Genomic DNA, 13,324 nt, shown 5'->3' on the forward strand with positions numbered 1-13,324 from the left:
CCGGGCCCCACCGGCCCCCGCGCCGCCCGGCCGCCACCCGGCAACCATTGCTCCCGCCCACCGGGGGCATCGTTGTCGGTGCCCCGTGCGAGGATCGGAGACGGCAGGTCACACCCGCGGGCGCAAGGGAGAGCGTGCGATGGCAACGAAGCCGCCGAAGGCCGATCCGGTGCAGGACGCCCCGCAGGTCACCGGGGCGCAGCACGCGGCGGCCGGCCTCCCGGCCGTCCGGCACAGCCTCGTCATGGCCCAGCAGCAGATGGGCGTGCGGCGCACCGCGCTGACGCTGCTGCGCGTCAACCAGAAGGACGGCTTCGACTGCCCCGGCTGCGCCTGGCCCGAGGGCGATCACCGGCACACCGCCGAGTTCTGCGAGAACGGCGCCAAGGCGGTCGCCGAGGAGGCCACCCTGCGCCGGGTCACCCCGGAGTTCTTCCGTGAGCACTCCGTCGCCGATCTGGCCGGGCGCAGCGGCTACTGGCTGGGCCAGCAGGGCCGGCTCACCCATCCCATGTATCTGCCGGAGGGCGCCGACCACTACGAGCCGATCGGCTGGGACCGCGCCTTCGACATCGTCGCCGAGGAACTGACCGCGCTCTCCTCCCCCGACGAGGCGGTCTTCTACACCTCGGGCCGCACCAGCAACGAGGCGGCGTTCCTCTACCAGCTCTTCGCCCGCGAGCTGGGCACCAACAACCTGCCCGACTGCTCCAACATGTGCCACGAGTCCTCGGGCTCGGCCCTGTCGGAGACGATCGGCGTCGGCAAGGGCAGCGTCCTCCTGGAGGACCTGCACCAGGCCGATCTGATCATCGTGGCGGGGCAGAACCCGGGCACCAACCATCCGCGGATGCTCTCCGCGCTGGAGAGGGCGAAGGCGGGCGGCGCGCGGATCATCAGCGTCAACCCGCTGCCCGAGGCGGGCCTGGAGCGGTTCAAGAACCCCCAGACGCCGCAGGGCATGGTCAGGGGCGCCGCGCTCACGGATCTGTTCCTGCAGATCCGGCTCGGCGGCGACCAGGCCCTGTTCCGGCTCCTCAACAAGCTGATCCTCGAGACGGAGGGCGCGGTCGACGAGGAGTTCGTCGCCGCCCACACGCACGGCTTCGAGGAGTTCGCCGAGGCGGCCCGGGCCGCCGACTGGGCACAGACGCTGACGGCGACCGGTCTCACCCGGGAGGACATCGACCGCGCGCTCCGGATGGTGCTCGCCTCCAAGCGCACCATCGTGTGCTGGGCGATGGGCCTGACCCAGCACAAGCACTCGGTGCCCACGATCCGCGAGGTCGTCAACTTCCTGCTGCTGCGCGGCAACATCGGCCGTCCCGGCGCGGGCGTGTGCCCGGTGCGCGGCCACTCCAACGTGCAGGGCGACCGCACGATGGGCATCTTCGAGCGGCCCGCCCCCGCGTTCCTGGACGCCCTGGAGAAGGAGTTCGGCTTCGCCCCGCCCCGGGAGCACGGCTACGACGTCGTCCGGGCCATCCGCGCCCTGCGCGACGGCGAGGCGAAGGTCTTCTTCGCCATGGGCGGCAACTTCGTCTCCGCCTCGCCCGACACCGAGGTCACCGAGGCCGCCATGCGCCGCGCCCGGCTCACGGTGCACGTGTCGACGAAGCTCAACCGCTCCCACACGGTGACCGGCGCCCGCGCGCTGATCCTGCCCACCCTCGGCCGCACGGAGCGGGACGTGCAGGGCGGTGGCGAGCAGTTCGTGACCGTGGAGGACTCCATGGGCATGGTGCACGCCTCCCGCGGCCGGCTGAAGCCCGCCGGTCCGCAGCTGCTGTCCGAGCCGGCCATCGTGTGCCGGCTGGCACGGCGGGTGCTCGGCCAGGACAGCAGGGTGCCGTGGGAGGAGTTCGCGCGGGACTACGCCACGATCCGTGACCGCATCGCCCGGGTCGTCCCCGGCTTCGAGGACTTCAACGCGCGCGTGGCCCGCCCCGGCGGCTTCGCCCTCCCGCACGCCCCGCGCGACGAGCGGCGCTTCCCCACCGCCACCGGCAAGGCCAACTTCACCGCGGCCCCGGTGGAGTACCCGGAGCTGCCCGAGGGCCGGCTGCTGCTGCAGACGCTGCGCTCGCACGACCAGTACAACACCACCATCTACGGCCTGGACGACCGTTACCGGGGCATCCGGAACGGCCGCCGGGTGGTGCTGGTCAACGCGGAGGACGCGCGCGCCCTGGGGGTGGCCGACGGCGCCTACGTCGATCTGGTGAGCGAGTGGCGGGACGGCGTGGAGCGGCGGGCCCCCGGTTTCCGCGTCGTGCACTACCCGACCGCCCGGGGCTGCGCGGCGGCGTACTACCCGGAGACCAATGTGCTGGTCCCGCTGGACGCCACCGCCGACACCAGCAACACCCCCGCCAGCAAGTCCGTCGTGGTCCGCCTGGAACAATCGGCGACCGACTGAGCGTTCGCTCAGCGAAGCCGGCGGCGGCACGCGTCGCCGGTGGCCGGTCACGGACGGGGACCGTCCACGACGAACGAACGGAGCCAGGGCCCATGGGTGAACAGCGGAACGTGACCTTCCCGCAGGAGGTCGTCGACGAGTACGCCGCGCTCGGTGTTGATCTGGTGGCGCTGTTCTCGGCGGGGCACCTGGGCACCCGGATGGGCGTGCAGATCACCGAGGCGTCCGCGGAGCGGGTCGTCGGCACGATGCCGGTCGAGGGCAACACCCAGCCGTACGGGCTGCTGCACGGCGGTGCCTCCGCCGTCCTGGCCGAGACGCTCGGCTCGGTGGGCGCGATGCTGCACGGCGGCAGCAAGAAGCTCGCGGTCGGCGTCGACCTCAACTGCACCCACCACCGCGGCGCCCGGTCGGGCCTGGTCACCGGCGTGGCGACCCCGCTGCACCGGGGCCGCTCCACGGCGACGTACGACGTGGTGATCAGCGACGAGGAGGGCCGGCGGGTGTGCAGCGCCCGGCTGACCTGCATGCTGCGCGACGTCACCCCCGGCACCGCACCGGACGTCCCGGCCAAGGCCTGAAGCACCGGGAGGACCCGGCGAACGCCCGAGGCGCCAGGGCACCCCGGCGAACACCCGAAGCACCAGCCCGGAACCCCCCTTGCGCCGGAGCGCATGGCACCGTGCTCCGGCACAGGCATGTCCGCGGGCCCTCCTCCCGCTCCCCCCGCTCACCCCGCATCCGCGTATGGGACGACATACGCGATGTGCCGAAGAATGCCGGATTCCCTTTCCCGGGCGTAACGCTGCGTAATACGCGGGTAATAAACACCCCCATATTCCCCCGGGGCAGCACGGCGCGCACCCCTTGCCGGAAACACCATGAGTAACCTCTGGCAACGTTTCCCCGTCATCAGCAAAACCGCCGAGACTCCTGAACGAATCCGCCTCGTGCTGCGGGTTCTCAGCATGCGGACCGGACGAATGGGTCAGAATTCCGCCGTTCCACCCAGTCGGTACCGCTCTGCATTACCTCGTGTCATAACAAGAGCGTCACAGCCTTGGCCAAGTCCTCCTCTGCCTTCCTCGCACGCGCTTAGAGTCACCGCCAGTCACCGCGCAGCCGAAAAGCCACAACCGGCCGCCGTACGACTCGGCTGCTTCCACGGGGAAACAGCTGCGCCAGTGAAAGGACTTACGATCGTGCGCCCACGTTCGCTCATCGCCATCACCGCCGCCCTGGCGGCGGGAGCACTCACCCTCACCGCCTGCGGCTCTCGGGACGACAGCGGCGGCAGCGACGACAAGGGCGGCACCACCGTCGTCATCGGCGTCGACGCCCCGCTGACCGGCCAGAACTCCGCGACCGGCCTCGGCATCCAGTACGGCGTGCAGATCGCCGTCGACGACGCCAACAAGAACAAGACCGTCCCCGGCGTCACCTTCAAGGTGAAGGCCCTGGACGACAAGGCCGTTCCCGCCACCGGCCAGCAGAACGCCACCGCGCTCGTCGCCGACGACGACGTCCTCGGTGTCGTCGGTCCCCTCAACTCCGGCGTGGCCACCCAGATGCAGCAGGTCTTCGCCACCGCCAACCTGGTGGAGGTCTCCCCCTCCAACACCGCGCCCGAGCTGACCCAGGGCAAGGACTGGCAGACCAAGAAGACGCGCCCGTACAAGACGTACTTCCGCACCGCGACCACCGACGCCCTCCAGGGCGGGTTCGCCGCGCAGTACGCGCACGACACGCTGAAGAAGAAGAAGGTCTACGTCGTCGACGACAAGCAGACCTACGGCGCCGGTCTCGCCAAGCTGTTCACCTCCAGCTTCACCAAGCTGGGCGGCAAGATCGCCGGCACCGACCACGTCAACACCGGTGACAAGGACTTCTCCACCCTCGTCACCAAGGTGAAGAACTCCAAGGCCGACATGCTGTACTACGGCGGCCAGTACGACGAGTCGCAGATCCTGACCAAGCAGCTCAAGGACGCCGGCGCCGACATCCCGCTGTTCGGCGGCGACGGCATGTTCTCCGACACGTACATCAAGACCGCGGGCAAGACCTCCGAGGGTGACCTCGCCACCTCCGTCGGCGTCCCCGTCGACACCCTGCCCGCCGCCAAGGAGTTCATCGCCGCCTACAAGGCCAAGAAGTACCCCGGTGACTACGGCACCTACGGCGGCTACTCCTACGACGCCGCCACGGCGATCATCAAGGCCGTCGGCGAGGTCGTGAAGGACGGCAAGGTTCCGGACGACGCCCGCCAGCAGATCGTCGACCAGGTCCAGAAGGTCAAGTTCGACGGCATCGCCGGTCCGGTCGCCTTCGACGAGTACGGCGACACCACCAACAAGCAGCTGACCGTGTACCAGGTCAAGGACGGCAAGTGGAAGGCCGTCAAGAGCGGCACCTACGACGCCGGCTGACCGCACCGCACCACCCCGGGCCGCGCGGCAGACCACCCGTCACCGCGCGGCCCCTTCCCTATGCCGGCCCGGCCGTCCCACCGGACCGGTCCACTCCCTCACTTCACACACGGAGGCCGCGCGGTGAACACACTGCCGCAGCAGCTGGCCAACGGGCTGTTCCTCGGCTCGATGTACGGGCTGATCGCCATCGGCTACACGATGGTGTACGGCATCGTCCAGCTCATCAACTTCGCCCACGGCGAGATCTTCATGACCGGGGGCTTCGGCGCCCTCTCGGTCTACCTCTGGCTCCCCGGCAACACCAGCATGTGGCTGGCCCTCCCCCTCATGCTGGCCGGTGGAGCGGTCGTCGCCGTCCTCGTCGCCGTCGGAGCCGAACGGTTCGCCTACCGCCCGTTGCGCGGCGCACCACGCCTGGCCCCCCTGATCACCGCGATCGGCCTCTCGCTCGCCCTGCAGCAGGCCGTCTTCAACTGGTACCCCGGCGCCAAGACCGACCGCGTCTTCCCGCAGCTGCCCTTCGGGCCGTACCACGTCGGTTCCGTGCGCATCCAGAGCGGCGACATCTTCCTCGTCCTCGCCGCCGTGCTGTGCATGACCGCCCTCGCCTTCTTCGTCCGTCTCTCCCGCACCGGCCGCGCCATGCAGGCCACCGCCCAGGACCCGGACACCGCCCAGCTCATGGGCATCGACACCAACCGCATCATCGTGATCGCCTTCGCCATCGGCGGCCTCTTCGCCGCGGTCGCGGGCGTCGCGTACGGCCTCAAGTACGGCTCCGTCAAGTACGAGATGGGCTTCCAGGCCGGTCTCAAGGCCTTCACCGCCGCCGTCCTCGGCGGCATCGGCAACATCTACGGCGCCATGCTCGGCGGTCTCGTCCTCGGTGTCGCCGAGGCCATGGCCACCGCCTACATCGCGGACATCCCCGGCATGGAGCAGCTCGGCGGCCAGGGCTGGGCCTCCGTGTGGGCCTTCGTCCTCCTCATCCTCGTCCTCCTGCTGAGGCCACAGGGCCTCCTCGGGGAACGTGTCGCGGACAGGGCGTGATCGCATGACCCACACGACGACCCCGGAACCCACGACACCGGAACCCACCGTGTCGCCCGCGCCGCCCGCTCCCCGCGGGCTGATACCCCTCGCCCCCGGCGCCGGTCTCGCCCTCGTCCTGCTCGGCGGCGTCGGCACCATCGCCTCCGCCTTCCTGTCCTGGACCTGGACCAGCGAGTTCCCCGGCGACCTGACGGTCTACGGCTACCCCGCCGGTCTGCAGATCCTCGCCATCGTCGCCGGCGTGTTCACGCTCTTCTTCGGCGCCGCCCGGCTCGGTCTGCTCCGGCTCCCCGGCGCGGAGCGGATCGCCACGCCCTCGGCCCTCTTCTACGCCGCCCTGTCCGCATTCGCCGTCTGCTGGTTCGCGGTCATCGCCATCGCGGTCGACCTCGGCGGTCTCGCCAACCTCGACCCCGGCGGCTACGTCGCGGCCGTCGCCAGTGCCCTCGCCGTCGTCGGCGCGCTCACCGCGCCGGCCGGGCCCGGCGGCATCCGCGCCTATCTGACCTCGCCCGACCCGGGCCGCATCACCGTTCCGGCCAGCCCCTGGGTGCGCCGGCTGGTGATCACCCTGGGTACCGCCGTGGCGCTGCTCGCCTTCACCTACGGCATCGGCATCGACAGCGACGACAGCGAGACCTTCGTCGGCTTCGTGCTGCTCCTCGTCTTCGCCCTCCTCGCGTTCAACCGTTCGGGGCTGCTCGCCCGGTACACCGAGATCAGCAGCCGGCACAAGGGCTTCGCGGTCGCGCTGGCCTTCCTGGCCGCGGTGATCTTCCCCTTCACCCAGAGCGACGACCACAACGCCAACCTCGGCGTCAACATCCTCACCTTCGGCACCGTCGCCCTCGGTCTCAACATCGTCGTCGGCCTCACCGGCCTCCTCGACCTCGGTTACGTCGCCTTCCTCGGCGTCGGCTCGTACACCGCGGCCCTGGTCTCCGGCAGTGAGTACAGCCGGTTCTCCGGCACCCAGTTCCCGTTCTGGGCCGCCGCCCTGACCGGCATGGCCGTCACGCTCGTCTTCGGCGTCCTCATCGGCGCCCCGACACTCCGGCTGCGCGGCGACTACCTCGCCATCGTCACCCTGGGCTTCGGAGAGATCTTCCGTATCGCCGTCAACAACCTGGACGGCAGCTCCGGACCCAACATCACCAACGGTCCCAACGGCATCAGCCGCATCCCCGACCTGGAGATCTTCGGGTTCAACCTCGGGGACAGCCACGACGTCGCCGGGTTCACCCTCGGCCGGTTCTCCAACTACTTCTTCCTGATGCTGCTGGTGACGGCCATCGTCGTCCTGGTCTTCACCCGGGCCGCCGACAGCCGGATCGGCCGCTCCTGGATCGCGATTCGCGAGGACGAGACCGCCGCGACCGCCATGGGCATCAACGGCTTCCGCGTCAAGCTCGTCGCCTTCGCCCTCGGCGCCTCGCTGGCCGGCCTGGCCGGCACGGTCGGCGCGCACGTCTCGTACAGCGTCAACCCGGCGCCGTACCAGTTCGCGGGCGCGGCGCCGCCCAACAGCGCGTTCCTGCTCGCCGCCGTCGTCCTCGGCGGCATGGGCACCGTCAACGGCCCGCTGCTCGGTGCCGCGCTGCTCTATCTGATCCCCGAGAAGCTCGGCTTCCTGCAGAACTACGAGCTCTTCGCGTTCGGCATCGCGCTCGTGCTGCTGATGCGCTTCCGTCCCGAGGGCGTCATCGCCAACCGGCGGCGCCAGCTCGAATTCCACGAGATCGACCAGCTCGACGTCCCCGAGAAGGGCCTTCCCGACTCCACCCTCGGCGTCACCAAGGCAGGGGCGTGACCACCATGACCACTCCCGCACTCAAGGCCCGCGACGTCACCATGCGGTTCGGCGGCCTCACCGCCGTACGGTCCGTCGACCTCACCGTCAACACGGGCGAGATCGTCGGCCTGATCGGGCCCAACGGAGCCGGAAAGACCACCTTCTTCAACTGCCTGACCGGTCTTTACGTGCCCACCGAAGGGACCGTCAGCTACCACGACAAGATCCTTCCGCCCAAACCCCATCTCGTCACCAAGGCCGGAATCGCCCGGACCTTCCAGAACATCCGGCTCTTCGCCAACATGACCGTCCTGGAAAACGTCCTCGTCGGCCGCCACACGCGCACCAAGGAAGGGCTCTGGTCCGCCCTGTTGCGCGGCCCCGGATTCCGGAAGGCCGAGAAGGCGAGCGAGGAACGGGCGCTGGAACTGCTCGAATTCATCGGACTCGCCCACAAACGCGATCACCTCGCCCGCAACCTTCCCTACGGCGAACAGCGCAAGCTCGAAATCGCCCGCGCCCTCGCCAGCGAGCCCGGTCTGCTCCTCCTGGACGAGCCCACGGCCGGAATGAACCCGCAGGAGACGCGGGCGACCGAGGAACTCGTCTTCGCCATCCGCGACAAGGGCATCGCCGTGCTCGTCATCGAGCACGACATGCGCTTCATCTTCAACCTCTGCGACCGCGTCGCCGTCCTCGTCCAGGGCGAGAAACTCGTCGAGGGCACGTCCGACGTCGTCCAGGCCGACGAGCGCGTCGTCGCCGCCTACCTCGGCGAGCCCTTCGAGGGCGCCCCGGGGGACGCCGAGGCGGCGGAGGTCCGAGCGGCCGAGGCCGAGGCCGAGGCCCAGGCAGACGCCACCCCGGCCGACGCCACCCCGGCCGACGCGGCCGAGGTCCAGGCCGATGCCCCGGGCAGCACCGCCGAGGCCGACGCCGCGGAGAGCACCGGCACCACCAAGGGAGAAGCCCAGTGACCGCACTCCTGGAGGTCGAGGACCTCAAGGTCGCCTACGGCAAGATCGAAGCCGTCAAGGGCATCTCGTTCAGCGTCGAGGCCGGCCAGGTCGTCACCCTCATCGGCACCAACGGCGCCGGCAAGACGACCACCCTGCGCACCCTCTCCGGACTGCTCAAGCCCAGCTCCGGACGGATCATGTTCGACGGCAAGCCGCTCACCGGCGTCCCCGCGCACAGGATCGTCGCGCTCGGGCTCGCCCACTCCCCCGAGGGCCGGCACATCTTCCCGCGCCTCTCCATCGCCGAGAACCTCCAGCTCGGCGCCTTCCTCCGCAAGGACAAGGAGGGCATCGAGAAGGACATCCAGCGCGCCTACGACCTCTTCCCCATCCTCGGGGAGCGGCGGAAGCAGGCCGCGGGCACCCTCTCCGGCGGTGAACAGCAGATGCTCGCCATGGGCCGGGCCCTGATGTCCCAGCCCAAGCTGCTCATGCTCGACGAGCCCTCCATGGGCCTCTCGCCGATCATGATGCAGAAGATCATGGCGACCATCGCGGAGCTCAAGGCCCAGGGCACGACGATCCTCCTCGTCGAGCAGAACGCCCAGGCGGCGCTCTCGCTGGCCGACCAGGGGCATGTCATGGAGATCGGCAACATCGTCCTCTCCGGCTCCGGGCAGGACCTGCTGCACGACGAGTCGGTCCGCAAGGCGTACCTCGGCGAGGACTGAGCCACCGAGGCCGCCCACGACAAGGCCCGCACCCTCCGGGGGTGCGGGCCTTGTCGTGCGGTGGGAGCGGGGCTCAGCCCTTCGCCGCCTTCTTCTCCTCGGCGTCCTGGATGACGGCCTCCGCGACCTGCTGCATGGACATGCGCCGGTCCATCGACGTCTTCTGGATCCACCGGAAGGCGGCCGGCTCCGTCAGCCCGTACTCGGTCTGGAGCACGGACTTCGCCCTGTCCACCAGCTTGCGCGTCTCCAGGCGCTGCGAGAGGTCGGCGACCTCCTTCTCCAGCTCCTTCAGCTCCGTGAACCGCGAGACGGCCATCTCGATCGCCGGGACGACGTCGCTCTTGCTGAACGGCTTCACCAGGTACGCCATCGCCCCCGCGTCGCGTGCCCGCTCCACGAGGTCGCGCTGCGAGAACGCGGTGAGCATCAGCACCGGGGCGATGCGCTCCTCGGCGATCTGCTCGGCCGCCGAGATGCCGTCGAGCTTCGGCATCTTCACATCGAGGATGACGAGGTCGGGCCGGTGCTCCCGGGCCAGTTCGACGGCCCGCTCGCCGTCCCCGGCCTCGCCGACGACGCTGTAGCCCTCCTCCTCCAGCATCTCCTTGAGGTCGAGCCGGATGAGCGCCTCGTCCTCGGCGATGACCACGCGCGTCGTCAAGGGAGGCACGTGCGACTTGTCGTCATCGGCTGTGTCAGCGGACTGGGGCGACTCGGGCACGGTCACGGGGGCTCCTCGGGGCCTGGCAGGTAGTGCTGCCTACGCAGCCTACCCAGGAGCACGGAGCGATGATGACCGGGTAGACTCACCGTGCGCCGGCCGGGTTGGTGGAACGGTATACACGGAGGTCTCAAACACCTCTGCCCGAGAGGGCTTGCGGGTTCGAGTCCCGCACCCGGTACATAGCGAGGCGGAGGCTCACGGGAACGTGGGCCTCCGCTTTTTTGCGCCGCCTTTCGCGCCGCCTTTCGCGCCGCCTTTCGCGCCGCCGGGGCGCCGATCCTCCGCCGCCCTCGTTGTCGCACATCATCTTTGCTGTGCACCGTCACCTTCCGTCACGCTCGGTGCCCGTTCCGGCCCCGTTTCCCCACCCTGCGTGGTGTCGTTGGGGGGTGCGGTGCGCGGGTTTTCCGGCTCCGCGTGCCCGGAGGATGTCGTATGTGCACGTCAGCCCTGGCTTCCGGTCCGTGGGGCGCGGCCGTGGTGCGGTCGTTGGTCGACCGCGTGCTCGGTGCGCTTCAGGAGGGCGGCCGGGAGCGCGGCGGCCCGTTGCCCGCCGGCGGTCCGGGGGCGGTGGCGGCCCTGGTGCGGGACGTCGTCGGCGAGGTGCTGCCCGAGGAGGGCGACCCGGAGGCGCTGGACGACCTCGTGCGGGTGCTCGCCGCGGGGGCCGCCGACCCGGCGGATCCGTTGTGCGCGGCGCATCTGCACTGTCCGCCGCTGGCCGTGGCCGTCGCCGCGGACCTCGCCGTGAGCGTGCTGAACCCCTCGCTCGACTCCTGGGACCAGGCCCCGTCCGCCTCGGCCCTGGAGGCGCTGGTGACACGGGCGTTGGCGCGGGCGGCCGGGATGGCGGACGCGCTGGTGACGTCGGGCGGCACGGAGGCCAATCAGCTCGCCGTGCTGCTGGCCCGGGAGGCGTGCGGCCCGGGGGTGCGGCTGGTGTGCGGGGCCAACGCGCACCATTCGCTCACCCGGGCGGCGTGGCTGTTCGGGCTCCCCGACCCGGTGGTGGTGCCCGCGCCGGACGGCGTGCTCGACCCCCCGGCGCTGGACACGGTGCTGGCGCGGACGTCGGGCCCGCTCCTCGTCGCCGCGACGGCGGGGACGACGGACGCCGGGCTGATCGACCCGCTCCCGCGGGTCGCCGCGCTGTGCGCCCGGTACGGCGCACGACTGCACGTGGACGCCGCGTACGGCGGCGGGCTGCTGTTCAGCGACCGTCACCGGGGGCTGCTCGCGGGGCTCGACGCCGCCGACAGCGTGGCGCTTGACCTGCACAAGCTGGGCTGGCAGCCGGTGGCGGCGGGGCTGTTCGCGGTACGGGACGGCGGGGATCTGGCGGTGCTGGGGCAGCGGGCCGACTATCTGAGCGCCGCCGACGACGTCGAGGCGGGGCTGCCGGATCTGCTGGGGCGTTCGCTGCGCACGACCCGCCGTCCCGATGTGTTCAAGGTGGCGGTGACGCTGCGCGCGCTGGGGCGTACGGGGCTGGGGGCGCTGGTCGACCGGGTGTGCGCGGGGGCGCGGGAGTTCGCCGGGCTGGTGGCCGAGCATCCCGGGTTCGAGCTGTACGGCCGGCCGGTGATCAGCACGGTGGTGTTCCGTCCGGCGGGGGCGGACGACGATCTCGTCGCCGAGGTGCGGCGGCGGCTGCTGCTCCAGGGGCGGGCGGTGCTGGGCCGGGCGCGGCTCGGCGGCCGGCTGTGGTTCAAGGTCACTCTTCTCAATCCCCGGGCCCGCACGGACGAGTGGGCGGGTCTGCTGCGCCTGGTGGAAGGACACCTCCGTTGATGACGTCCACGTCCCCCCGTGATCTCGTCGGTGTCGGCATCGGGCCGGCCAATCTGTCGCTGGCGGCGCTCGCCCAGCCGCTGCCCGGCCTGGACGCGGTCTTCCTCGAACAGCGGCCGGGGTTCGACTGGCATCCGGGGCTGCTGATCGAGGGCGCCCGGTTGCAGGTGCCGTTCCTGGCCGACCTGGTGTCCCTCGTCGACCCGACGAGCCCGTGGTCCTTCCTCAATCATCTGCGGGCGCGCGAGCGGCTGTTCCCGTTCTACTTCTCGGAGCGGCCGCACATCCTGCGGGCGGAGTACGAGGGGTACTGCCGCTGGGTCGCCGAGCGGCTGCCGGCGCTGCGCTTCGGGCACCAGGTGGACGCGGTGCGGTGGAATCCGCGCAGCGAGCTGTTCGAGGTGGACTACGGCCAGGTGGACGCGGAGGGCGGGGTCGAGGCACTGGGCCGCGCCCACACCCGCAACGTGGTCCTCGGGGTGGGCACGGAGCCGTACGTGCCGGAGGCGCTGCGGCCGCTGGTGGGGGCGCCGGAGGTGGCGGTGTGCCACGCGGCGGACTACCTGGCGCACCGGGAGCGGGTGCTGGCGGCGGGTCATGTGACCGTGGTGGGGGCGGGGCAGTCGGGGGCGGAGGTCTTCCTCGACCTGCTGCGGCACCGTCCGGCGGGCCGGGAGCGGCTGCACTGGCTGGCCCGGACGGAGGCGTTCGCGCCGATGGAGTACTCGAAGCTGGGTCTTGAGCACTTCACCCCGGACTACGCGGACTACTTCCACGCCCTGGACGAGCCCGTACGGGACCGGCTGCTGCCCGCGCAGTGGCAGTTGTACAAGGGCATCGACGCCGGAACGATCGCGGCGGTGCAGGAGGAGCTGTACCGCCGTACGCTGCCGGGCGGCTGGCCGGACGTCGTGCTGACCCCCGGGGTTCGGGTGCGGACCGCCGGGTGGCTGTCGGGTTCCCGGGTCGAACTGCACCTGGAACACGCCCGGCAGGGGCTGCGGACGTGTCTGGCGACGGACGCGGTGGTGCTGGCGACGGGTTTCCGCGAACGTCCGGTGGAGTCGCTGCTGCGGTCGCTGGACCCCTACATCTGCCGTGACGCCGCCGGGCGTCCCCGTATCGACGAGAAGTACCGGCTGGTGCTCGCACGGGAGATCGCCGCGACGGGCCGCGCGGTGTACGTGCAGAACGCGGAGTCGCACACCCACGGGGTGAGCGCGCCGGACCTGGGCATGACGGCGTGGCGCAGTGCGACGATCCTGAACGCGGTGACGGGTACGGAGCCGTATCCGCTGCCGCGGCGGACGGCGTTCACGTCGTTCGGACTGCGGGAGCGGGCGGCGTCCCGGGTCCCGTCCACGCGGGGCGGCGGCGCGGTGGCGCTGACGCCCCTCGTGGACGGGGTGTGACGTGTGACCGG

At 70.9% G+C, this 13,324-nt stretch carries 10 protein-coding genes and 1 tRNA gene; 10 read left to right on the forward strand and 1 reads right to left on the reverse strand.

Annotation, left to right across the window (positions count from 1 at the left end):
* Window positions 1-139: 139 nt before the first annotated feature.
* From OIE12_RS08165 to OIE12_RS08195, 7 genes are all read left to right on the forward strand, one after another.
* Window positions 140-2,419 (forward strand): FdhF/YdeP family oxidoreductase, encoded by a 2,280-nt coding sequence (locus tag OIE12_RS08165; protein ID WP_329133244.1) that lies wholly within the window; start codon window positions 140-142, stop codon window positions 2,417-2,419.
* A 92-nt stretch (window positions 2,420-2,511) separates the two neighbouring features.
* Complete coding sequence (locus tag OIE12_RS08170; RefSeq protein WP_329133246.1) at window positions 2,512-3,000, forward strand: PaaI family thioesterase; 489 nt, start codon at window positions 2,512-2,514, stop codon at window positions 2,998-3,000.
* Window positions 3,001-3,621: 621 nt separating this feature from the next.
* The gene (locus OIE12_RS08175; RefSeq protein ID WP_329133248.1) at window positions 3,622-4,845 is read left to right on the forward strand and encodes a branched-chain amino acid ABC transporter substrate-binding protein; all 1,224 of its coding nucleotides are present in this window, start codon (window positions 3,622-3,624) and stop codon (window positions 4,843-4,845) included.
* Window positions 4,846-4,968: 123 nt separating this feature from the next.
* On the forward strand, window positions 4,969-5,898 hold the full coding sequence (locus OIE12_RS08180; RefSeq protein WP_329133250.1) for a branched-chain amino acid ABC transporter permease: 930 nt from the start codon (window positions 4,969-4,971) through the stop codon (window positions 5,896-5,898).
* A 4-nt stretch (window positions 5,899-5,902) separates the two neighbouring features.
* Entirely contained in the window at window positions 5,903-7,711 is a 1,809-nt protein-coding gene (locus OIE12_RS08185; protein WP_329133252.1) for a branched-chain amino acid ABC transporter permease, read from the forward strand.
* Between the two features lie 5 nt (window positions 7,712-7,716).
* Window positions 7,717-8,670, forward strand: a complete 954-nt coding sequence (locus OIE12_RS08190) for an ABC transporter ATP-binding protein (RefSeq protein WP_329133254.1) — start codon at window positions 7,717-7,719, stop codon at window positions 8,668-8,670.
* Window positions 8,667-9,383 carry an ABC transporter ATP-binding protein gene (locus OIE12_RS08195; protein ID WP_329133256.1) on the forward strand — a complete coding sequence of 239 codons (717 nt, stop codon included), beginning with the start codon at window positions 8,667-8,669 and terminating at the stop codon, window positions 9,381-9,383. Before OIE12_RS08190 ends, OIE12_RS08195 begins: the two co-directional genes overlap by 4 nt.
* 73 nt (window positions 9,384-9,456) lie before the next feature.
* Here the strand turns inward: OIE12_RS08195 and OIE12_RS08200 are convergent, their stop codons facing one another.
* Window positions 9,457-10,113, reverse strand: coding sequence for an ANTAR domain-containing response regulator (locus OIE12_RS08200; protein WP_329133258.1), 657 nt, complete (start codon window positions 10,111-10,113; stop codon window positions 9,457-9,459).
* Window positions 10,114-10,205: 92 nt separating this feature from the next.
* Here OIE12_RS08200 and OIE12_RS08205 point away from each other — a divergent pair.
* From OIE12_RS08205 to OIE12_RS08215, 3 genes are all read left to right on the forward strand, one after another.
* Window positions 10,206-10,288 (forward strand) — tRNA-Leu (locus OIE12_RS08205).
* Window positions 10,289-10,545: 257 nt separating this feature from the next.
* Window positions 10,546-11,901, forward strand: coding sequence for a pyridoxal phosphate-dependent decarboxylase family protein (locus OIE12_RS08210; RefSeq protein ID WP_329133261.1), 1,356 nt, complete (start codon window positions 10,546-10,548; stop codon window positions 11,899-11,901).
* Complete coding sequence (locus OIE12_RS08215) at window positions 11,901-13,313, forward strand: lysine N(6)-hydroxylase/L-ornithine N(5)-oxygenase family protein (protein ID WP_329133263.1); 1,413 nt, start codon at window positions 11,901-11,903, stop codon at window positions 13,311-13,313. The genes OIE12_RS08210 and OIE12_RS08215 overlap by 1 nt, the downstream gene beginning before the upstream one ends.
* The last annotated feature ends 11 nt before the right edge of the window (window positions 13,314-13,324 follow it).

Origin of the sequence: Streptomyces sp. NBC_00670 (genome assembly GCF_036226765.1) — a bacterium.
Lineage (GTDB): Bacteria > Actinomycetota > Actinomycetes > Streptomycetales > Streptomycetaceae > Streptomyces.